The sequence below is a fragment of the Streptomyces tsukubensis genome, from assembly GCF_003932715.1.
GTDB lineage: Bacteria > Actinomycetota > Actinomycetes > Streptomycetales > Streptomycetaceae > Streptomyces > Streptomyces tsukubensis.
Genome location: NZ_CP020700.1, coordinates 6,046,496 through 6,068,428, shown reverse-complemented (window position 1 = coordinate 6,068,428; position 21,933 = coordinate 6,046,496). Strand labels below are relative to the sequence as shown.

The 21,933-nt window shown below is 68.2% G+C and carries 15 protein-coding genes; 4 read left to right on the top strand and 11 right to left on the bottom strand.

Features of this window, described 5'->3' with window-relative positions:
- Positions 1 to 41: 41 nt before the first annotated feature.
- The 4 genes from B7R87_RS25250 to eccD all read right to left on the bottom strand — a co-directional run bounded on the left by B7R87_RS25250 (position 42) and on the right by eccD (position 6,067).
- Positions 42 to 1,421, bottom strand: a complete 1,380-nt coding sequence (locus B7R87_RS25250) for a M16 family metallopeptidase (protein WP_157997802.1) — start codon at positions 1,419 to 1,421, stop codon at positions 42 to 44.
- Entirely contained in the window at positions 1,418 to 3,643 is a 2,226-nt protein-coding gene (locus B7R87_RS25245; protein ID WP_006346213.1) for a polyribonucleotide nucleotidyltransferase, read from the bottom strand. Before B7R87_RS25245 ends, B7R87_RS25250 begins: the two co-directional genes overlap by 4 nt.
- A gap of 372 nt (positions 3,644 to 4,015) precedes the next feature.
- Positions 4,016 to 4,306 (bottom strand): 30S ribosomal protein S15, encoded by a 291-nt coding sequence (gene rpsO / locus B7R87_RS25240; RefSeq protein ID WP_006346214.1) that lies wholly within the window; start codon positions 4,304 to 4,306, stop codon positions 4,016 to 4,018.
- 258 nt (positions 4,307 to 4,564) lie between these two features.
- Positions 4,565 to 6,067, bottom strand: coding sequence for a type VII secretion integral membrane protein EccD (gene eccD / locus B7R87_RS25235; protein WP_040913919.1), 1,503 nt, complete (start codon positions 6,065 to 6,067; stop codon positions 4,565 to 4,567).
- Positions 6,068 to 6,668: 601 nt separating this feature from the next.
- Between eccD and eccCa the strand changes: the two genes are divergently transcribed.
- The 4 genes from eccCa (at position 6,669) to B7R87_RS25215 (ending at position 14,265) form a co-directional block, all read left to right on the top strand.
- Entirely contained in the window at positions 6,669 to 10,643 is a 3,975-nt protein-coding gene (gene eccCa, locus B7R87_RS25230; protein ID WP_078902103.1) for a type VII secretion protein EccCa, read from the top strand.
- 80 nt (positions 10,644 to 10,723) lie between these two features.
- On the top strand, positions 10,724 to 11,293 hold the full coding sequence (locus B7R87_RS25225) for a hypothetical protein (protein ID WP_233168923.1): 570 nt from the start codon (positions 10,724 to 10,726) through the stop codon (positions 11,291 to 11,293).
- Complete coding sequence (locus tag B7R87_RS25220) at positions 11,293 to 13,590, top strand: DUF6571 family protein (RefSeq protein ID WP_006346218.1); 2,298 nt, start codon at positions 11,293 to 11,295, stop codon at positions 13,588 to 13,590. Before B7R87_RS25225 ends, B7R87_RS25220 begins: the two co-directional genes overlap by 1 nt.
- A gap of 6 nt (positions 13,591 to 13,596) precedes the next feature.
- Positions 13,597 to 14,265, top strand: coding sequence for a hypothetical protein (locus tag B7R87_RS25215; RefSeq protein ID WP_130585168.1), 669 nt, complete (start codon positions 13,597 to 13,599; stop codon positions 14,263 to 14,265).
- Positions 14,266 to 14,418: 153 nt separating this feature from the next.
- Here B7R87_RS25215 and B7R87_RS25210 read toward each other — a convergent pair whose 3' ends face one another.
- The 7 genes from B7R87_RS25210 to eccB form a co-directional block, all read right to left on the bottom strand.
- The gene (locus tag B7R87_RS25210) at positions 14,419 to 14,718 is read right to left on the bottom strand and encodes a WXG100 family type VII secretion target (RefSeq protein WP_006346219.1); all 300 of its coding nucleotides are present in this window, start codon (positions 14,716 to 14,718) and stop codon (positions 14,419 to 14,421) included.
- Between the two features lie 65 nt (positions 14,719 to 14,783).
- On the bottom strand, positions 14,784 to 15,149 hold the full coding sequence (locus tag B7R87_RS25205; protein WP_006346220.1) for a WXG100 family type VII secretion target: 366 nt from the start codon (positions 15,147 to 15,149) through the stop codon (positions 14,784 to 14,786).
- Positions 15,150 to 15,216: 67 nt separating this feature from the next.
- Positions 15,217 to 16,473 carry a S8 family serine peptidase gene (locus tag B7R87_RS25200; protein ID WP_006346221.1) on the bottom strand — a complete coding sequence of 419 codons (1,257 nt, stop codon included), beginning with the start codon at positions 16,471 to 16,473 and terminating at the stop codon, positions 15,217 to 15,219.
- Positions 16,474 to 16,500: 27 nt separating this feature from the next.
- The gene (locus B7R87_RS25195) at positions 16,501 to 18,276 is read right to left on the bottom strand and encodes a WXG100 family type VII secretion target (RefSeq protein WP_078902104.1); all 1,776 of its coding nucleotides are present in this window, start codon (positions 18,274 to 18,276) and stop codon (positions 16,501 to 16,503) included.
- A 3-nt stretch (positions 18,277 to 18,279) separates the two neighbouring features.
- On the bottom strand, positions 18,280 to 18,660 hold the full coding sequence (locus tag B7R87_RS25190; protein ID WP_233168921.1) for a hypothetical protein: 381 nt from the start codon (positions 18,658 to 18,660) through the stop codon (positions 18,280 to 18,282).
- A 401-nt stretch (positions 18,661 to 19,061) separates the two neighbouring features.
- Positions 19,062 to 20,297 carry a type VII secretion-associated serine protease mycosin gene (gene mycP, locus B7R87_RS25185; RefSeq protein ID WP_006346223.1) on the bottom strand — a complete coding sequence of 412 codons (1,236 nt, stop codon included), beginning with the start codon at positions 20,295 to 20,297 and terminating at the stop codon, positions 19,062 to 19,064.
- Between the two features lie 14 nt (positions 20,298 to 20,311).
- Entirely contained in the window at positions 20,312 to 21,832 is a 1,521-nt protein-coding gene (gene eccB / locus B7R87_RS25180) for a type VII secretion protein EccB (protein ID WP_006346224.1), read from the bottom strand.
- Between the last annotated feature and the right edge of the window lie 101 nt (positions 21,833 to 21,933).

The following is a 21,933-nucleotide window of genomic DNA, read 5'->3' as shown; positions in this document are numbered from 1 at the left end:
CTAGGCCGTGCCCGGGACCCGGCCCGGACACGGCCCGAGCCTTAAGAAACCGATTCGTGGAGCCGGTCGGCCTGCCGGTCCTTCAGCGGGCCGATGACCGCGAGCGACGGGCGGTGGCCGAGTACCTCGGCGGCGACCTCGCGCACCTCGTCGGGGGTGACGGCCGCTATCCGGCCCAGCATCTCGTCGACGGACATCTGGGAGCCCCAGCACAGTTCGCTCTTGCCGATACGGTTCATCAGCGCCCCGGTGTCCTCCAGACCGAGGACCGTGGAGCCGGACAGCTGCCCGACGGCCCGGCCGATCTCGTCGTCGGTGAGACCGTCGGAGGCGACCCGGTCCAGTTCGTCCCGGCAGATCTTGAGGACGTCGTGGACCTGGGCGGGGCGGCAGCCCGCGTACACGCCGAAGAGTCCGCAGTCGGCGAAGCCCGAGGTGTACGAGTACACGCTGTAGGCCAGACCGCGCTTCTCCCGAACCTCCTGGAAGAGCCGGGAGGACATACCGCCGCCGAGGGCGGTGTTCAGTACGCCGAGGGCCCAGCGGCGGTCGTCGGTCCTGGCCAGGCCGGGCATGCCGAGGACGATATGGGCCTGCTCGGTCTTCCGGCCGAGCAGTTCGACCCGGCCCGCGGTGCGGACCGTACGTCCTCCGTCGCGGGGGGCGAGCGGGACCGCGTCGGTACGGGTGAGGGCGCCGGCCCGTTCGAAGGCGCGGCGGACCTGGCGTACCACGGTGGCGTGGTCGACGTTGCCCGCCGCTGCGACCACCAGGTGGGTGGGGTCGTAGTGCTTCTTGTAGAAGCGGCGGATCCGGTCGGCGGTGAGCGCGTTGACCGTGTCGACCGTGCCGAGGACGGGGCGGCCGAGGGGGGTGTCCCCGAACATGGTGTGCGCGAAGAGGTCGTGCACACAGTCGCCGGGGTCGTCCTCGGTCATCGCGATCTCTTCGAGGATGACCCCGCGCTCGGCGTCGACGTCCTCCTGCTCGATCAGCGAGCCGGTGAGCATGTCGCAGACGACGTCGATGGCGAGCGGCAGATCGGTGTCGAGGACCCGTGCGTAGTAGCAGGTGTACTCCTTCGCCGTGAAGGCGTTCATCTCGCCGCCGACCGCGTCGACGGCGGAGGAGATGTCGAGGGCGGACCGTCGCCGGGTGCCCTTGAAGAGGAGGTGCTCCAGATAGTGGGTGGCGCCGTTGAGCGCCGGGGTCTCGTCACGGGAGCCGACGTGCGCCCAGATCCCGAAGGTGGCGGAGCGTACGGACGGCAGGGTTTCGGTGACGATCCGCAGCCCCCCGGGGAGGGTGGTGCGCCGGACCGTGCCGATGCCGTTCGTGCCCTTGAGAAGCGTTTGGGTACGGGCGACGGCCCGCACCTCCGAGGAGGTGCGGGCCGTCGCCTTGAAGCCGCGCGACGTCACTTGGCAGCGTCGTCCTTCTTGTCCGCCGCGTCGTCGCCGTCCTCGCCCTCGATCACGGGGATGAGGGAGAGCTTGCCGCGGGAGTCGATCTCGGCGATCTCGACCTGGACCTTGGCGCCGACACCGAGGACGTCCTCGACGTTCTCCACGCGCTTGCCGCCGGCCAGCTTGCGGATCTGCGAGATGTGCAGCAGTCCGTCCTTGCCGGGGAGCAGGGAGACGAAGGCACCGAAGGTGGTGGTCTTGACGACCGTGCCCAGGTAGCGCTCGCCGACCTCGGGCATCGTCGGGTTGGCGATGCCGTTGATCGTGGCGCGGGCGGCCTCGGCGGCCGGACCGTCGGCGGCACCGATGTAGATCGTGCCGTCGTCCTCGATGGTGATCTCGGCGCCGGTGTCCTCCTGGATCTGGTTGATCATCTTGCCCTTCGGGCCGATGACCTCACCGATCTTGTCCACGGGGATCTTGACGGTGATGATCCGCGGGGCGTTCGGGGACATCTCGTCCGGGGTGTCGATCGCTTCCATCATCACGTCGAGGATGTGGAGGCGGGCGTCACGGGCCTGCTTCAGGGCCGCGGCCAGGACGGAGGCCGGGATGCCGTCCAGCTTGGTGTCGAGCTGGAGGGCGGTGACGAACTCCTTCGTACCGGCGACCTTGAAGTCCATGTCGCCGAAGGCGTCCTCCGCACCGAGGATGTCGGTGAGGGTGACGTAGTGCGTCTGGCCGTCGATCTCCTGGGAGATCAGACCCATGGCGATACCGGCGACCGGGGCCTTCAGCGGCACACCGGCGTTCAGCAGCGACATGGTGGAGGCGCAGACCGAACCCATGGAGGTGGAGCCGTTGGAGCCGAGGGCCTCGGAGACCTGACGGATCGCGTACGGGAACTCCTCGCGGCTCGGGAGCACCGGCACGATCGCGCGCTCGGCGAGCGCGCCGTGGCCGATCTCGCGGCGCTTCGGGGAGCCGACGCGGCCGGTCTCGCCGACGGAGTACGGCGGGAAGTTGTAGTTGTGCATGTAGCGCTTGCGGGTCACCGGGGAGAGGGTGTCCAGCTGCTGCTCCATGCGGAGCATGTTGAGGGTGGTGACGCCCAGGATCTGGGTCTCGCCACGCTCGAAGAGGGCGGAGCCGTGGACCCGCGGGATGGCCTCGACCTCGGCGGCCAGGGTGCGGATGTCGGTGACACCGCGGCCGTCGATGCGGACCTTCTCCTTGATCACGCGCTCGCGGACCAGGTTCTTGGTCAGCGAGCGGTAAGCGGCGGAGATCTCCTTCTCGCGGCCCTCGAAGGCCGGGAGGAGCTTCTCGGCGGCCAGCTCCTTGACGCGGTCCAGCTCGGTCTCGCGCTCCTGCTTGCCCGCGATGGTGAGCGCCTGGGCCAGCTCGCCCTTGACGGCGGAGGCCAGGGCCTCGTACACGTCGTCCTGGTAGTCCAGGAAGACCGGGAACTCGCCCTCGGGCTTGGCGGCCTTGGCGGCCAGCTCGGACTGGGCCTTGCAGAGCGCCTTGATGAAGGGCTTCGCGGCCTCCAGGCCGGCGGCGACGAGCTCCTCGGTGGGGGCCTCGGCGCCGTCCTTCACCAGCTGGACGGTCTTCTCGGTGGCCTCCGCCTCGACCATCATGATCGCGACGTCGCCGTCCTCCAGGACCCGGCCGGCGACGACCATGTCGAAGACGGCGTCCTCCAGCTCGGTGTGGGTCGGGAAGGCGACCCACTGGCCCTTGATCAGCGCGACGCGGGTGCCGCCGATCGGGCCGGAGAAGGGCAGGCCGGCCAGCTGCGTGGAGCAGGAGGCGGCGTTGATGGCGACCACGTCGTAGAGGTGGTCGGGGTTGAGCGCCATGATCGTCTCGACGATCTGGATCTCGTTGCGCAGGCCCTTCTTGAAGGAGGGGCGCAGCGGGCGGTCGATCAGCCGGCAGGTGAGGACGGCGTCCTCGGAGGGGCGGCCCTCGCGGCGGAAGAAGGAGCCGGGGATCTTCCCGGCGGCGTACATCCGCTCCTCGACGTCGACCGTCAGGGGGAAGAAGTCGAGCTGGTCCTTGGGCTTCTTCGAGGCGGTGGTGGCCGACAGCACCATGGTGTCGTCGTCCAGGTAGGCCACGGCGGAGCCGGCGGCCTGACGGGCCAGACGGCCGGTCTCGAAGCGGATGGTGCGGGTGCCGAAGGTGCCGTTGTCAATGACGGCCTCGGCGTAGTGGGTCTCGTTCTCCACTAGCGTGTTCTCCGTTACGTTTCGTTACGTCTTTCGTCCTCGTGCCCGTGTGGCGCGGGGACAGGTGGAGAAGCGCTCGTACTGGGCCGGTCTTCGATCGAAGCTGCCGGGGTTCGAGTCTCCCGGGAGCCACTACCGAGGACCGGCGGGGGCGAGCCGGCCTCTCCTTGGATGCGCTCCGGTCCGGTGGGACCGGCGCTGTGTCATGCGTCCAGACTAAATGCCGTGCGGTACGTCGCGCACGTACAGCGGTCACGTCCGGTCAAAGAACCGGTACGTACCGTCCATGCATACCGCAGATCGGCAAAAGATCGGCAAAAAGCCGAAGGGGAGCGGTCCCGTCAGGCGGGAACCGCTCCCCTTCACAGCGTCTTACTTGGCGCCGCCGGCCGCACCGCGGCGGATGCCGAGGCGGTCGACCAGCGTACGGAAGCGCTGGATGTCCTTCTTGGCCAGGTACTGCAGCAGACGGCGGCGCTGGCCCACCAGGATCAGCAGACCACGGCGGGAGTGGTGGTCGTGCTTGTGGGTCTTGAGGTGCTCGGTCAGGTCCGAGATGCGGCGGGAGAGCATCGCGACCTGGACCTCGGGGGAGCCGGTGTCGCCCTCCTTGGTGCCGAACTCGGCCATGATCTGCTTCTTCGTGGCGGCGTCGAGAGACACACGTACTCCTCAGATGGTGTTCGAAGCGCCCGCGAGTGCCCCTGGCGTTTTCTCAGGGGAGCTTCGGTGACTCGGGGGCGGAGGTCCGATGAGCGCTCCTCCCAGCTCCGACGGGGCCCGCGAGGGGCTCCGGGGATTCCGGGAGGGCGTACACAAACGGCCGTCAGCCAGCGTACCAGCCCCGGGGAGGGGCGCCGGTCCGGGGGGCGGGGACCCGGGGCCGGGGGTCGGCGGCCGGGGGCCGGCCTCGGTGGCGGGTCAGTCCGAGGTGAGGGCGCGGATGGAGTGGTAGACGTCGAAGACCGCCAGGCAGAGCGGCAGCAGCGTCAGCAGGACGAAGGTCTCCGCGATCTCCAGGAAGCGGCCCCAGAAGGGGGTGACTCCGGTGCGCGGGACGATCAGGCCGATGGCGATGATCAGCGCGGCGACCCCGGCGACGGCGGCGGCCAGCCAGACGGTGCGGATGTCGAGGGCGGTGGTGTCGCCCCGGAAGGCGTCCAGCATCAGCTCGGCGGGCGGGTTGATCGCCAGACCGAGGCCGAGGAGGACGAGGCAGCCCAGACCGGCGGCGAGGGCGCAGCCGACCTGCGCGGTGTAGCGGAAGAGGTGGGCGCGCATCAGCATGGCGATTCCGGTGGCCAGGGCGAGCAGCTGGCCCCAGACGTTGTCGGAGAAGCCGAGGACCGCGCCGGCGCCCACGGTGACCAGGGCGCAGCCGCCGACGAGGCCGACGAGCAGTTCGTGGCCGCGGCGGGCCCGGGCGGCGATGCGCTCGCCGTCGACCGGTCCGGCGGGCTCGTCGTCGGAGCCGTAGTCGCCGACGGTGGTACGGGGCGGGTCGAAGCCGATCGGGAGCCGGGCGAAGCGGGTGGACAGGCCGGGCAGGAAGGCGAGGGCGCCGACGGCGAGCGGGGCGCACATCGCGGCCGTCTCGACCGGGGTCAGCTCCTGGAGGATCGCGACGAAGGTGGCGAGCACACCGATCACGGCGGCGAAGACGAAGGCGACGAAGGGGCCGTCGCCGCCGGGGGCGACGATGGTGAGGATGACCGCGACGACGAGGACGGCGGCGCAGGCGAGCAGGAACTGCAGCTTGCCGATGCCCTGGCCGTCGGCGGGCGGCAGGAGTCCGCTGCCGCCGATGCCGGCGTTGGCCATGGCGCCGAGGCCGAGGGCGACGGCGGAGGCCCGGTCGTCGTAGACGCGGGCGCGGATACCGGCGAGGGCGAGCAGGAGGAGCGCGGCGACCCCGGCGAGCACGCCCGGCAGGCCGTGCATGTCGTTGCGGGGGTCGGAGGTCCAGAGCACGAAGGCGAGGAGGAGCAGCAGGACGGAGCCGCCGAAGAGGCCGGCGCCGCGCATCAGGGCGTCGCTCCAGAGGGTGCGGTCCCTGGCGACGGCAGTGGCGACGGCGTCGGAGACGTCGTCGAAGACGGCCGGGGGCAGCGATTCGGCGAAGGGGCGCAGGGAGAGCAGTTCGCCGTCGAGGATGCGCTGGGTGCCGAGGGAGCGGGCGCTGTCGAGGACGGTGCCGTCGCGGCGTACGAGGTGGTAGCCGACGGGGGCGCCGGGCTCGGGGCTCTGGCCGGAGAGGCGGAGGATCTCGGGGTAGAGGTCCGCGACGGCGATGTCCTCGGGGAGGGCGACGTCGACGCGTCCGTCCGGCGCGACGACCGTCACCCGGCAGAAACCGGTTCCGCTGCTGGACGGGGCCACCGATCCCGGCTGGCCGGGCCCGTGCGCCGCCGCTGAGGTCACCATACTCACCTGCTGCATCCCCTCGTGATGTTCACCTGCACCGGCTCGGGCCCCTGCTGCTCCGGGTGCTGTTGTTCCGGGTGCCGTCGTTCCGGTGCTGCTGTTCGGCGGGCCGTGTCCTGTGTTCCGTGTTGCGGCTCTACGGCCCCGGTCCGCCGCGGCCCGCTGTGCGTACGCTGTTCGTACGCGTCCGGCCGCGGGCCCGTCCGGCACGTACACCGACTCCGTACGAAGACTTCACACTTCGCCTCCATACGGTGGATACGCGCCGCCCCTGTCGACCCCGCGTGCGATAGGTCCGGCTTTGCACCCCACCCGGACGGCCCGAATTCGCACCCTCGGTCCGTATTCATTTCATCCGGGCCATTTTCCACCGGACCGGCACCGCACTCCGAATCACCCGTTTTCTCCGGGTGATTCCCCGGTGATCCGCGGGTGATTCCCGGGTGATCCGCGCGGGCGGAACGGGTGCGCAAACCGATCGCGTCACCCTACCCCGCACCCCGTACGCGCCGCGCAAGTAGGATCCCTCACCGCGGACGGGGCGGTCGCCACGGGGGCGCCGACAGGAACATTTCCGTCCGGCAAGGGAATTGGTGAGCTTGTGAGTCAGATCGTCGTCAAGCGCCCACCACGGGCCCTGCCTTCCGAGGTGCCCGGCGACCCCCTTCAGTTGCAGCCTCCTCCGGAACTGCCCCGCGGGCAGCAGGAGGGCGCGCTGATGCAGCTGCTGCCGATGCTGGGCATGGGCGGTTCGGTGGTGTTCTTCTTCATGACGCCGAACCCCATCATGCGGATCATGGGCATGATCATGATCGCGTCGACGATCGCCATGGCCATCGCGATGCTGGTCCGCTATCGGCGCGGGACCCAGGGGGAGCTCGCGGATCTGCGGCGCGACTATCTGAAGTACCTGAACCAGACTCGGCGTCGGGTCCAGCGGACGGCACGGCTCCAGCGGGACGCCCAGTACTACCTGCATCCGTCGCCCGAACAGCTGTGGGCGCTGGTCGCCGAGGGCAGCCGGGTCTGGGAGCGGCGGATCGGCGACCCCGACTTCGGCCAGGTGCGGATCGGTCTGGGCAGCCAGCAGCTCGCCACCCCGATCCTGGCGCCCGAGACCGCGCCGGTCGACGATCTGGAGCCGCTGACGGCGAGCGCGATGCGGCAGTTCCTCGCCGCGCACAGCACGCTCGACGGGCTGCCGCTGGCGGTCTCGCTGCGCGCCTTCTACCACCTGACCATAGGCGGACGCCCCGATTCCGTACGCTCCGCGGCCCGTTCCGTGATCGCGTCGCTGGCCTCGCTGCACTCCCCCGACGACCTCACCGTGGTGATCGCCGCGAGCCGGGACTCCGTGGACCACTGGGAATGGGCGAAGTGGCTGCCGCACCTCCAGGCGGGGGGTGAGGGCGACGGCGCCGGCAGCCGCCGGCTGATCACCGTCGATCCGCGGGAGCTCGACGAACTGCTCGCGGCCCGGATCGACGGCCGGCCCCGCTTCCAGGGCGGCGGGCAGCCGCTGCTCGACCAGCCGCACGTGGTGGTGGTGCTCGACGGCCAGTCGGTCACCCCGACCTCGCCGCTGGCCGCGCCCGAGGGCATTCAGGGCGTCACCGTCATCGAGGTCGTACCGGGCGAGCTCAGCGGGCCGCGCGGCGGGCTCGCGGTGATCGTCACCCCCGACTCGCTGCGGCTGGAGTCCGGGCACGGCATGGTGTACGACGGTGTGCCCGATCTGCTCGGTACGGAGGCGGCCGAGGCGCTGGCCCGCCAGCTCGCGCCGCTGCGGATGGCCAGCGGCGGGGACGACGACGAACCGCTGCTCGCCAATCTCGACTTCACCGATCTGCTGAACCTGGGCGACGCGGCCTCCGTCGACGTCAGCCGCACCTGGCGGCCGCGCTCCCAGTCGGAGCGGCTGCGCGTCCCCATCGGCGTGGGCGAGGACGGGATCCCCGTCATGCTCGACCTGAAGGAGGCGGCACAGGAGGGCATGGGCCCGCACGGACTCTGCGTCGGAGCCACCGGTTCCGGTAAGTCGGAGCTGCTGCGGACGCTGGTCCTCGGACTGGCCGTCACCCACTCCTCCGAAACCCTGAACTTCGTCCTCGCGGACTTCAAGGGTGGTGCGACCTTCGCCGGAATGTCGCAGATGCCGCACGTCGCGGCCGTGATCACCAACCTGGCGGACGATCTGACGCTGGTGGACCGGATGGGCGACTCCATCCGCGGCGAACTCAACCGGCGGCAGGAGCTGCTGCGCGACGCGGGCAACTACGCCAATATCCACGACTACGAGAAGGCGCGGGCCGCCGGTGCCCCGCTCCAGCCGATCCCTTCGCTGGTCCTGGTGATCGACGAGTTCAGCGAGTTGCTGACGGCGATGCCGGACTTCATCGAGATGTTCGTGCAGATCGGGCGGATCGGCCGCTCCCTGGGTGTGCATCTGCTGCTGGCGTCGCAGCGCCTGGAGGAGGGGCGGCTGCGGGGTCTGGAGACGTACCTCTCGTACCGGATCGGTCTCCGTACCTTCTCCGCGGCCGAATCGCGGGCGGCCATCGGTGTGCCCGACGCGTACACGCTGCCGAACGTGCCGGGCTCCGGCTATCTGAAGTTCGGTACGGACGAGATGGTGCGGTTCAAGGCGGCGTACGTCTCCGGGGTCTACCGGGAGGGCGGCAACCGGGTGGCCGCCGCGGGCGGTCCGCTGCCGGTGGACCGACGCCCGGTGCACTTCACGGCCGCGCCGGTGCCGGTGCGCTACGCACAGCCCGCGGCCCGGCCGGCCGTACCCGACGCCCGGCCGCCGGAGGACGACGCGCTCGCCGACACCGTCCTCGATGTGATCGTGCGGCGGCTGGAGGGGCGGGGCGCGGAGGCCCATCAGGTGTGGCTGCCGCCGCTGGACAATCCGCCGTCGCTGGACGAGATCGTTCCGGGGCTGGCGAACGTACCGGGCCGGGGGCTCACCCAGCCCGGGTACGAAGGGGCCGGACGGCTCGTCGTCCCCCTCGGCGTGGTCGACAAGCCCTTCGAGCAGCGACGGGACACGCTCTACCGCGACTTCTCGGGCGCGGCGGGCCATATGCAGATCATCGGCGGCCCGCAGTCCGGCAAGTCGACTCTGCTGCGGGCGCTGATCTCGGCGTTCGCCCTTACCCACACCCCGCACGAGGTGCAGTTCTACGGCCTCGACTTCGGTGGTGGCGGCATGTCCGCGGTCGCCGGGCTGCCGCACGTCGGCGGGATCGCCTCCCGGCTCGACCCGGAGCGGGTGCGGCGCACCGTGGCCGAGGTATACGGCATCCTCACCCGGCGCGAGGAGTACTTCCGCAGCGCGGGGATCGACTCCATCGCGACCTTCCGCACCATGCGGGCCCGCGGCGACATCTCGGTGACGGACCAGCCCTGGGGCGATGTCTTCCTGGTCGTCGACGGCTGGGGCAACTTCCGTACGGACTACGAGGCACTGGAGCCCGCGGTCCTCGACATCGCCGCGCGGGGCCTGGGCTACGGCATCCACATCGTGCTCACCGCCGGCCGCTCGATGGAGGTCCGGGCCAACCTCAAGGACCTCCTGATGAACCGGCTGGAGCTGCGGCTCGGTGACACGATGGACTCCGAACTGGACCGCAGGGTCGCCGCGAACGTACCCACCGGGGTGCCGGGGCGGGGTCTGACTCCGGAGAAGCTGCACTTCATGGCGGCGGTGCCGCGGATCGACGGAATCAACTCCGACAGCGATCTGTCGGAGGCGACCGCGGCGATGACCCAGGAGGTCACCCGCCACTGGACCGCGCCCGGCGCGCCGGCCGTACGGCTCCTCCCCCGCGAACTCCCGGCGGGCAGGCTGCCCGGCGGCCAGGCGGACCCCGGGCGCGGCGTCGCCTTCGGTATCGACGAGAACAATCTCGAACCGGTCTGGCTCAACTTCGAACGCGACCCGTTCTTCCTGGTCTTCGGCGACAGCGAGTCCGGCAAGTCCAACCTGCTGAAGCTGCTGATCAAACAGCTCACCGAGCGGTACGACGGCGACTCCGCGAAGTTTTTTGTCATCGACAACCGGCGGGCGCTGCTGGACGTGACCCCGGCGACCCACCTGGCGGAGTACGTCCCGATGTCCAACGCCATGGAACACCACGTCGACGCCCTCGCGGACCTGATGCAGCGCCGCACCCCGTCGGCGGACGTCACCGCCCAGCAGCTGCGGGACCGGAGCTGGTGGCGGGGGCCCTCGGTCTATGTCGTGATCGACGACTACGACCTGGTCTCCACGTCCAGCGGCAACCCGCTGAGCAGGCTGACCGAGAACCTGCCCTTCGCCCGGGACGTGGGCGTCCGCTTCATCATCGCCCGCAGCGCGGCGGGCGCGAGCAGGTCCTCGTACGAACCCTTCATGCAACGGATGATGGAACTCGGCGCCCAGGGAATCCTGCTCTCGGGCGACCCGCAGGAAGGGGACATCCTGGGCGGAGTGCGCATGCGCCCGATGCCGGCGGGGCGGGGGATCTTCGTCTCACGACAGCGGGGGAATCCGCTGGTGCAGACGGGGCTGATGCCGGAGGACGTGGAGTGAGGGAGGGGCCCGGCGGCACATGTGCCGCCGGGCCCCTTCGGTTTCGGCGACCGGCCGTCATCGGTCATCCGATTGGTCTCATGCGCTTGCTGAACTCACCGACCGAACACATTCCGCACACCGTCTCGGCGGGGCGGGAGAAGGGGAAGAACCGTATGGCGTGGGAAGAGTGGGACGAGCTGAAGGCGTCGGCCGCGGAGCGCAGCTCGGGGGAGATGCAGCTCAACGGGCTACCGGACGACGAGCGGCCGCCGGCGGTGGGCACGGGCGATCTGCAGGTCACTCAGAAGGACCTGGCAGCAGTCGGCGACCACGCGTACAAGCTGTACAACCGGTTGTGGCCGGAGGTCCGGCAGGCGGTAGTTCCCAGTACGGACAGGGCCGGTGACGGCCTCACGTCCCAGAAGTTCGCCCTGGGTGCGGCGTTGAAGCATGTGGCCACCCGTTGGGACAAACAGCTGGGCACCCTCATGGACGCGTGTGCCCACATCTCGAACCATATGGATCTCAGCAACAAGACGCACAGGGACGACGACGAGTGGATCCGTCGCAGTATGAGCAGCATTCAGACTCTGGATCGAGGGTTCGACGAATCCGACACACCCGCCGGTAGGTCCGGCGGAACCAACGGGGGGAAGAAGAAGGCCTGATGGAGTTAGACGCACTGCGCTCCGCGAAGTTCGACCTGCTCGACGACGCGGTCAGCGACTGGACGAAGGTCGTCGGAAATCTGGAGAAGCTGGAAGAAGAAGCCCGCACCGGATTACGGGGCAAAGCGGAGAAAGCCGACTGGAAGGGGGTGAACGCGACCGTCTCCCGTCAGTTCATCGGAAAGACCGCCGGAGAGTTCTCCGATGCCAGAACACAGGCCACGTCCATCCGCAACATCCTCCGTGACACTCGGGATGAGCTGAAGGTATTCCAAGGGAAGCTCAACGACGCCCTTGAGCGAGCGCGGAGCAAGAACCTCACCGTGACCTCCACGGGCGACGGCGGCTTCACCGTTACGAAAATCGTTCATCCGGACCGCGCCGCTCCGGGCACGAAGGTGCCGGAGAACACTCCGGACGACACTCTCGCAGTGCGCGACGAGATTCAGACCGTCCTCAACGGCGCTGCCGAAAGTGACTCCACCGCCGCCCGGGTACTGCGCGCGTTGGTCGACCGGACCGATGTCGGCTTCTCGGCCGCCGCCTACGCCGACCGGGACAGTGGTGCGGACGCTTTGAAGGCCGCCGACGAGGCGGCACAGATCCTCAAGAAGAATCCTCATGACGTCACCAACGAGGAACTGACCCGGCTCAACAGTACGCTGGCCCGTTACAGCAACGATCCTCTGTTCGCCGAGAGGTTCGCGATCGAGGCAGGGCCCAAGCGGACACTCGAATTCTATGCCGGGATCGCCGATCCTGCTCAAGGCATGCGCTACGACCCGAAACGCGGTGAACAGGCGAAGCAGCTCCAGAAGAACCTCGGCATCACCCTGGGTACGGCCACCCTGTCAAGCAGTTCCGCCATGAAGAATTGGGAATGGCGGATGGTGGAAATGGGGAAGGACCCCCTCGGGGTCGACGATGCCAACGATCCTCGGGGTTTCGCCGTGATGAGCAATCTGATGCGCTTCGGCGACTATGACGACGAGTTCCTGAACCATTACGGAAACAGCCTCATCGCCTTCGACAAGGAGAACAACGCCAAGGATCTGAGCCCCTGGATCAACAACTGGAACCAGGGCGATCTCAACTACTGGGGCAAGAACGACCGCGGCCGTGATCCTATGACGGGCTTCTTGGAGGCCCTCGGTCACAACCCCGGTGCCGCGACGGACTTCTTCGCCCAGCCCGTGAGTGCCGAAGGCCGGGTGGACAAGGCATCGGAGGTCAACGACAACCTTGCCTACCTCGCAAAGGAGCGCAACTGGCTGTCCGACGCACCGATCGTGGACGGCGACAGCAAGGTCGTAGCAGGACGCAACGCACTCGGCCACGCCTTGGAGGCTGCCACCACCGGATACGCGTATGACGCCATTCCGACTACGGAAAAGGGTGTTCCACCCCAGATCGGCGATCTTCGCACAGCGGAGACTGCGGATGTCATGGAACAGGTCGCGTACCTCTACGGCGGCGAAGACGGCCCCAAGATGCTGCACGGAAGCCCCGAGATGGTGGACAGTCTTGGGAAGATGGGTGCCGCTTATATCGACGACCTCAACTACCACCTCTCGGGAATCGGAGACGGGGCCAAGGACACGGCAGGATTCCCGGAAAAGTACGAAGGCCGGGCGAATTTCGGAGAGCAGGGAGCCATTGACTTCCTCAGTGTCCTGGGGCAGCACGAGACCTCCCACAGTGTCGTGACGTCGGCACAGCATCTGTACACGCTCAGCATGCTCGATGCCCATCCGGCGACCAGCGACACCAATATTGACACGGCACGCGACGCCATCTCCGCGGAAGCCGAAGCCCGCGGAATCCTCGATAACGCAAGGGTCCGGCAAGCCGAGCTGACGTACGGTGCAAACTCGGAGGCCGCCAACGCCTCACTCGGCCGTTCCGCGGAGTGGGGAAAGTTTGCGGTCGGCGCCGTGGTCGGCATCGGAGTGGCGGCCATTCCCGTGCCGGGATCGGCCGGCGCGGCCATAGCCATCGCCCCTCTGGCTGCCGAGACAGTCGGTGGCGCGGTCAGTACGTTCCTCGGACAGCAGATCGACAAGGGTACCGAAGGTTCTCAGCAGGATCCTGGAGAGCAGGCACAGATGACGAGCAGGGAGTTCTATTCCGAGGGCGCCAACTCCATCGCACAAGGCTACGAGGCATATCTCAACGCCAACCCCTCCGTGCGAGAGCAAGCCGATCAGGAAAACTGGAAGGAAGATTTCGAGGCAGGGTATCTGGGAACTGGCTCACATCAGAACGAGTTCCGCGGGCGACCTGCCTACAAGGGGTGATGAGAAATGATCCACCACCCTCGGGCCACTGTCAAAGTTTTTGACGCCGTGGCCCGCAGGGCCGCTCTGGCCCTGGTTTTCGCCTTGGTCGCCACCGGATGCACCGATGGCGACGCCGACAACGAGCCATCGGGGGTTTCTGCGGCAGAGGTCTGCGCCGGCACGCTCGATGCCGCTGCGCAGACTGCCCTGAAGAAGGCTACTCAACTCGATCGGTTCGAAGAGGTTCCGGGAGACGAGTTCACTCTCGAAGCCCTGCCCCAAGGTCTGCACAAGGATATCGAACAGCGCACCGTCTGCCGCGTCTACACAAGCGATGACGCGGATGACATCCCCCTCTTCACCATAGATTTCGAACCTCGAACCTCCTACCCCCGAGGAAATCCAGAGAGCAGCGACGGAGAAAGAACCGTCTATCCGGTCGGAAAGTATGCCGCAGTCGACGGGGATAAATCGGCCCAGATATTCTTCCCCTGTCCGACCACGGGTGAGAAGGGCAAAACCGCCTTCGTGAGGTCTTCGTTGTCGACACCACGCCCGCTGGCCGCGGAGTCCACTGCCGACGAGCGCATGACCGTCCTCAACTCGGTCTCCCGGAGGGTCGCGGAACGGCTGGGTTGTGCTGCTTCCGGGCTTCCGCAGCACGTACCGGCTGCGCTGCCTGCGGGCAACTAGGGTGAGCGCGGTGGGCTGTCGACGGCCCGAAGCAATGCGCTGAAGACAGCACCAGGGTGGGCATCTCCCGCGCATGCCCACCCTGGTGCGTTGCCTCATTGCCGACCTCACCGCTGACGAGCGGCCCGGCGCCGGACAGAACCGGACGAGCGCCTAGAAGTAGCCGGCGGCCTTCTTGTCGCCCGCCTGGTACGCCGGAGCCGCCTCGCGGACGGCGCGGGCGATGCCCTTCAGGGCGTTGTGGATCTGACGCGTCTCGTTGTCCCACTTTTTGTGGGCCGCGTCCGCAGCCGTCTTGGCGTCACCCTCGAAGGTGGCGGAGACGCTGCGGATCTTGGTCTGAAGGTCTTCGAGCGTCTGGTCCAGACGCTGCGCCTGCTTCTCGATCGTGCTCGCCGCCTGCTCCAGCGACGAGTACGTGACGAGCATGACGCCGTCGTTGCCCTGAGCCATGAATCGTCCTCCAACTGCCATGGGTGAAAGTAATTCGGTTGTGTTGCGCCGAGCCGTGAGGCTCGTCAGTATCCGGCGATGTTCGAGGTAGCGGCACGGGTCGCCCCGGCGTCACCGGAGAAGCCGGCGGTCACATCGACGCCCTGAAGAGCGGCACGGACCTCGTCTTCGGTGTTGCCGGCGGTGGTACGGGTGACCTGGATCGCTTCCTGGAAGTTGAGCAGAAGCTTCGCGATGCGCACCATGCCCTGGTTGATCTCGGCCTGCTTCGCATCAAAAGCACCGGCGCCGATGCCCTTCCAGGAACCTTCCAGGCTGTCGATGACGCCCTGCAGGCTCTGGAGCTGGCCCTTGATGTCCTCGAACTGCCGGGTGATCTCGTCCTGGAAATCCTTGAGACTCTGATCGCCGACCTTCTGGACTGCTGACATATCCCGGTCTTCCTTTCCTTGTTGCTTTCTGGGTCTTGCGTAGTGGTTGGTATGCGCGGGACCGGATCTAGGCGGTGCGCCGGCGCAGGAAGAAGAAGGCTCCCCCGGCGAGGACCACGACGGCTGCGACACCGCCGATGATGAGGCCGGTGTTGCTGCTGTCTTTCTTCTCGGCCTTCTTACTGGAGCCTGTCACGGCGGTATCGCCTTCGGCATTGCCCTTCGGCTGCTGTGACGAGGCTGGTGCAGAGGGAGACGCGGAGGCGGCGGGGGAAGCGCCGGTCTTCTGGTTGGTAAGGGGGCTGATGTCCGGGGCGCCGGGATCGCCCTTCTTGTCGACGACGATCTGAGCGGGGCGGATCAGACCGTGGCCGAGGTAGTTGCTCCGGGTGCCCTTGGCCCAGCTTCGGCCCGCGGTGTCGATGAGGGCACGGAGTACCTGGTTGGCGGTCCAGTCAGGATGAGCGGACCAGACAAGGGCCGCCGAAGCCGATGCGATGGCGGTGGCAGCACTTGTGCCGCTACCTTTGCAGTACTTCTGGAAGGACTCGTCACACCAGACCGGAACGTCAGTCCCCGGTGCTGTGATGTCGACGTTGTCACCATGCTGAGAGTGCTCGGCGACGGTCCCCTTCTTGTCGGCCGAGGCAACACCAATAGCATCCGGGTATGAGGCTGGATACTGCGGCTTGTTGCCGGTCCTCGCGTTGTTTCCCGCACCCGCGAAGATCAATTTCCCCTTGCCATGAGCATACTCAACCGCTGCCCGCTCTTGCGAGGTGGAGAACTCGCTCGCGAAGGACACGTTGATAATCTTGGCTTCACTGTCCGCTGCAGCCCGAATGGCATCCGCCGAGTCCTGAGCATTGACCTTGTTCTCGTTCTGGAACTCGGTATTGGCAATGCGCATGGGCATGATCTTCGCCCCAGGTGCGAGGCCTTGGAGGCCGCCACCCTTCCCCGTACCGGCGATCATCTCGGCCATGGTCGTTCCATGGCCGTTGTAGTCGTCGGTCTCGGTGCCTGCAGCCTCGGTTGCATCGAAGCCTTTGACTACCTGCCCTCTCAGCGAGGGGGTGGTGGCGTTCACTCCCGTGTCGACGACCGCAACAGTGATGCCTTTGCCCGTGGTCACCTTCCACATCTCTGCGGCACCCATGGCGTCCAGGTACCACTGGCCGGGCTGCCCCGCGGCAGCGGCGGCCGGGGCCGCGCCAAGAGCCCCACCGGCCCAGACGCAGGCTGCCGCCAGAGTGCACAGCATTCCCTGCCGAAGCGCACGAGGCATGCTCTGCTTCTGCATCTGGATCATTCCTGCCGTCATCCCGACTTCCGAGCCTTCCCTCTGTACCTACTCGATCACCGGCGGCCCAGCATTGCGCCGCTGTGCCGTCCACGTCTCTTCGTCTTCCACCAGGTAGTCCGGACGCGCCGATTCGGTACGGTCACGTTCGCTGCCGGACGGGGTTTGTCCCGGACGGCCACCGACGAGACCTGCCCCGCCAGTGGTGAAGCCTCCTTGCCCTGGCCGTGGATTCGAACCGTTCCCGGCCTTGGGCTTGCCGACGACCCCGTGTTTACTCGGAGTGCCACCGGACGCCCGGGATACACCCGTCACAGGTCCTGCGCCGACGACACCTCCCGAGCCGGGCCGGGCTGTCACTGGCCGCGCAGCCGTCCGCCCTTCCCCTCCCACAACATTCCCCTTGGGGATTCGCGGTCCATTCGCGCCGCCCGGAGCCCTCTGGGGCGTACCACCGACAATGCCGTCACGGCCGACACGCGAGCCGGGCGGCGCAGATGAGCTACGCCCGGCCATCTGCTGTCCTGCCGTGCCCCCACGGCCGGCCATCGTCCCCTGCCCGCCCATCGCCGGCCCCATTCCCGGGGGATTGGCGCGGCCCATGGGCGACGCAGAACTTCCGCTTCCCACGGGTCCCGTGGGCCGTCCGGCAGGGGTCGGCCCTCCCGTTGCCGAGGGGCCGCCACCCACAATGCCCGGGCGCCCCTGCGTACCGGGGTAACCACTAGTGCCGCCGGCCATTGTCTTTCCGCCGCCCAGCCCCGGGCCACCCGCCGCTTTGGAGACGGTAGAAGAAGGGGCTGACGGTCCCGGCCCGAACCTGCCGGGCGGCGTGCCGAGCATAGGTGGCGCTGTCGGCGGACCCGGCACCGCCGGAGGTCCACCGATCGGTCCCGGAGAAGGTGCCACGGGGGGAACACTGTTAGGAGTGGTTGGAGGCACGGCAGGGGGAGCCACACTGTCGAGCTCCAACGAAGGGTTTCGTTCAGGAGTAACCACCGGGGGAACTCCGACGGTTTCCGGTCGACGGCTGTCCCCTGTCCCCTGTGGGCCTTCGCGCCGCTCGGACACCGTCCCGTTCCTCGGGCTCTCCGACAGAGTTCGTGAGTGCCTTCCGGTGACGGACGGATCGTCAATCACTTCCCCAGTGGGGCGCGGTACGTCCGCGTTCAGCACCCTGCTGAACTTCGGCGGTTCCTGGCCCGCCAGGGTCTGTTCCGAGACCGCGTAGAACGACGCCAGGCGGTTCATCTGGTTGATGGCCTCCTGGCGGTTCTTCTCCACCTTCTTGGCCGCGACGAAGTCCGGGTTGGTGTCGATCCGTTCCGGGAGCGGCATCGTCTTTGCGTTGTGCTTGATGATGCGCGTGTCGCGTTCCGGCATCGAGCTGCGGACCGAGGCGAGGCCCGTGCCCGCGACGCGGATCTGGGTGGCGGCGATGTCGGCGAAGGTGCCCAGTTGGTCGGCGTGGTCGGCGAGGGCGCGGCCGAAGTCGCGGAAGGCCTCGCCGGAGGTGCCCTCCCAGTGGACGTCCTTGATGTTGGTGCGGAGCTCTTCGGCGGCGTCGCGGAGGGCCTTGCGGGCGTTCCAGAGGTTGTCGCCGGCGCTTTCGAGATCGGCGGGGTTCGCGTTCAGCACCATGTCGATCATGATGTTGAGTTCGTGTCCCTCGAAATCGGTACGGGCGAAGAAGCCGTTGCCGCCGAAGATCGAGGTGACCTTGCGGGCGACATCGGTGACGTCGAGCTGCCGTTCGACCCGGGCGAGGTCCTGCTGGTGCTGCTGGGCCGGGGTGAGCTCCGGTTGGTTGTCGTTGTCAGTCATGTGTCACCGCCACTCCGTTCCGGCGTTCTTCTCGTTGACGTTCTTCGGCTCGCCCGCCTTCGGGCGCTCGCGCTCGCGTTCCGTGGAGCGCTCCTGGTCCAGGCGGGCTTGGATCTGGGCGAAGCGGATGCGGCGTTCCTCGTCGACGTTGTCGGTGCCGACGTCCGCCGCGTACACGGCGATGTTGAGGGCGTCGATCTGGTCGCCCAGGCTCCGCGAGAGTGAGATCAGGGCCTGGTGGACGCGGTTGTACTGGTGGAAGAGTCCGTCCGCCTCGGCGAAGGGAGCGCCGGATCCGCTGAGGGACTGGCGCGAGACCGTCTGTTCGGAGACCTTGGACTTGCCTGCGGCACTGTCGTTGAATGTGGCGAGCAGGGTATTCACCCGCTTCTGGAAGGTCGTGAGCGCCAGGTAACCCTTTTCGAAGTCACCTCTGCGCCTGCTCCCGCCTCCGCCCCCGCCATCGGCTGGATAGACCACTTGCCCTATTCCTCCCCGTTTGCTACTGCTGCACCGTATTGCCAGTACGGTGATGCGGTCATCATCAGAAATGAGACCGCTTACCACTCTAACGACTGGCTATGACAGCCCCAAGTGGCTTACTCGCCGGTCGGCTTCGCCACGAGGGGAAGACACGACAGGGGCGACCATCTCATCATGCCGGTGCCTTTCCGGGGCCGCCGGGCACCGGGTCTCCCCCGGATCTCCCCCAACCCGGATCAGGCAAGGGCAAAGGGGAGTGGGAAGAGAGAAGGAGGGGAGAGGGAGAGCGAGAGAACCGGGTCTCAGCCTTCCGCGACCCGGCTCGACCTGCGGCGCGCGTCCCGGAGGGCGACCGCCGCTCCCGCGATCGTGGCCACCAGGACGCCCCCGCCTATCACCACGTAAGTAGCCAGGCGGGAGTTGCGCTCGTCCGCCGTCTCCCCGAGGTCGAACCGGGCGGGGCTCGGGGCCTCGCCCTTGGCCAGGCCCTCCTGCGCAACCGGCCGCTCGATGGGGCGTTCGTCCTCCGTGAGGGCCCGTACCGGATCGACGACCCCCCAGCCGACCAGACGGTCGTGCCCCGGCGTGGAGCGCTCCGCCGTCTGCTGGATCTGGGCGACGATCTGACGGGGTGTCCAGTCCGGGTGCTTCGCCTTGACGAGCGCGGCGACCGCGGCGACGTAGGGGGCCGAGAAGCTGGTGCCGTTGTCGGCGCAGTGGCCGCCGAGCGGGACCGTGGTGACCATGTCGACGCCGGGGGCGGCGACCCCCACGAAGTCCCCGGACTGGGAGAACGCCGCCCGCTCGTTGTTCCGGTCCGACGAGGCGACGGCGAGGACGCCTTCGTACGAGGCGGGGTAGGTCTTCTTGACGTTGCCGCCCAGGCCGTCGTTGCCCGCGGAGGCGACGACCACGACCCCTTCGTCCAGGGCCCTTCGGACCGCGCGCTCCAGCGCCCGGGCGGGCGCCACGGCGTTGGCCGTGTCCTGGGAGATGTTGATGACTCCGGCGCCTCGGTCGACCGCCTCGTCGATGGCCTCGGTCAGGCTCGCCGCGTCGCCGTTGCCCTCGGCGTCGTTCTGTTTGATCGGGATGATGGTGGCGCCGGGCGCCAGTCCGACGAAGCCCGTCCCGGGCGCGGGCCGGGCGGCGATGATCCCGGCGACCTTGGTGCCGTGGCCGACCTCGTCGGTGGTGCCGTTGGCCGCGCCCCGTTCGATCTTCTCGCCCTTCTTGTTCTTCGCGGGGAGGAGGTTGAGGCCGTTCTTCACGTCGACGGCCGTCCTGAGCTGGGGGTGCCGGGCGTCGACACCGGTGTCGATGACGGCGACCTTCACGCCCTTGCCGGTGGACTGCTTCCACAGTTCGTCGAGGAGTACCCGCTGGAGCGACCAGGGGCGTCCCTGGTACGGCTTGCTGGGGTACTCGCACTGGGTGCTCTCGGCGGCCGCCGTTCCGGCGCCGACGGGCACCGTGACACCGGCCAGTGCCGTCGCCGCGCAGAACGCCAGGGCCCGGCCGCGGGCGGTCCGTGTCATCTCCGCACCCGCCCTCATGAGCCCTGCGGCTCGTTGGCCGCGCCCGTCGAAAGCCGGGGGCCGGTGGGCAGAAGGGCCGACCACGCCGCCGGCACCGGGACCGGGGTCACGTCCTTGTAGCCGAGCTGCCGCTGCGCCAGCTGGGTCTGGGTCTCCTGCTCCTTCTTCTCCTTCTCGGTCGTCCCGATCCCGGAGTCGTCGGTGGCACTGTCGCTGTTGGACTGCATGGCGTACCGCAGTCCGGTGTCGGTGACCAGGAACAGGGCCCCGGCCTCGGTCGCCGACCCCTGGAACTGGCGGAACAGCAGCCCGGATCCGGGGGTGACGTACGCACTGGCCGAGCCGGTCGGCAGTTCGGCCGGGAAGTCGGTCCCGGCCCAGGTGCTGAGGGTGGTCCGGCCGTCCTCGGCCACCTCCCGCAGCACCGAGCAGACGGTGTTGCGGCTGCCTTCGCCGAGCGCCGGGCTGTTGACGGCCTCGGGGGCCTCACCGGGCCACTTACGGTCCTCTCCGAAGGCCTTGCCCGGCTGGAAGGCGCCGGCGCTGACCTGGGTGGCGCGGCCGTTCTGGCCGAGGCCGATGAGGTTGCGGTCGCTGCTGTTGAGGAGGAGTTTGGCCATGAAGTCGGTGATGGGCGCGATCCGGCCGTCGAGCACCACGTAATGCTGCTCCTCGGTGCCGTCCGTGGCCTTGAGGATCATGCCGATCCGGTTGGCCCCGCGCTCCAGGCTGCCGGGGATCCCGGCGTCGTCGCCGACGGTGCCGGGGACGTCGGGGAAGGTGATCCGGTCGCCCTTGTGGAGGGTCGCCAGCCACTGGGGGGAGACCCGCTGGGGCTGCCGGTTCTGGCCGACCAGCTGACGGAGCAGCACCTCGTCGTCGTCGACGGGGTACGCCGTACCGGCCGCGTCGACGATGTAGCGGTCCTTCCCGGACTCCACGTACAGCAGTTGACCGCCCTTCAGCCGCCGTTCGCCGTCGACCCTGCCCTTCTCCCGGTCGGCTAGGACGAACGCCGCCTTCTGGATGGCCCGGCCGCCCTGCCCGGGGCGTTCGCAGACCGCCCAGCGCTTCGCGGAACCGGCGTCCTTCGCCTTCGGCAGCCGGTCGGGCGCATAGGGAATTCCGAGGGTCGCGCCGTGCGGGATCTTTCCGCTGTCGAGAACGGACTCGTCGACCTTGATGACCTTCCCTCTGTCGAGATTCAGCAGAAGTTTTGCGGAGGCCATGTTGAGAACGGGATGAAGCTGCTTCTTTCCGCCGGTCTCGACCACCACATAGCGCGTGGTCGATTTACTCGCGATGATGACGTTCTCGCGGGGCTTGTCCCAGCCTTTGGGCGCCACCGGTTTGAACATTCCCCAGGCACCGAATCCGGCGAGAATCACCACACCGATGATGGCCCCGGGGACGACCGCACGCAGGGGTTTCGGCGCGCCTTCCTCCGAGCCCGTCGTATTGGGCTGGAGGAACTGCGCGATCAACCGTCGCTTCGCGAAGGTATAGGCGTTGAGTTCGTCCCGACGTGATGCCATCTGTCCGCTTGTCCCTCTCCCCACGTGGCGGCCGGGCCCGCTGCGCCGTCGTTCTCCGAATCGGCCCGCCGTCGTACGGCCCCTACTATGCCTGCTGGGGC

Bases quoted from the DNA above. Each gene is read 5' to 3' on its own strand.
- B7R87_RS25225 (WP_233168923.1), top strand. From the start codon at position 10,724: ATGCGCTTGCTGAACTCACCGACCGAACACATTCCGCACACCGTCTCG.
- B7R87_RS25220 (WP_006346218.1), top strand. From the start codon at position 11,293: ATGGAGTTAGACGCACTGCGCTCCGCGAAGTTCGACCTGCTCGACGAC.
- B7R87_RS25215 (WP_130585168.1), top strand. From the start codon at position 13,597: ATGATCCACCACCCTCGGGCCACTGTCAAAGTTTTTGACGCCGTGGCC.
- eccD (WP_040913919.1), bottom strand. From the start codon at position 6,067: ATGGTGACCTCAGCGGCGGCGCACGGGCCCGGCCAGCCGGGATCGGTG.
- B7R87_RS25210 (WP_006346219.1), bottom strand. From the start codon at position 14,718: ATGGCTCAGGGCAACGACGGCGTCATGCTCGTCACGTACTCGTCGCTG.
- B7R87_RS25200 (WP_006346221.1), bottom strand. From the start codon at position 16,473: ATGACGGCAGGAATGATCCAGATGCAGAAGCAGAGCATGCCTCGTGCG.
- B7R87_RS25195 (WP_078902104.1), bottom strand. From the start codon at position 18,276: ATGACTGACAACGACAACCAACCGGAGCTCACCCCGGCCCAGCAGCAC.
- eccB (WP_006346224.1), bottom strand. From the start codon at position 21,832: ATGGCATCACGTCGGGACGAACTCAACGCCTATACCTTCGCGAAGCGA.
- mycP (WP_006346223.1), bottom strand. From the start codon at position 20,297: ATGACACGGACCGCCCGCGGCCGGGCCCTGGCGTTCTGCGCGGCGACG.
- B7R87_RS25205 (WP_006346220.1), bottom strand. From the start codon at position 15,149: ATGTCAGCAGTCCAGAAGGTCGGCGATCAGAGTCTCAAGGATTTCCAG.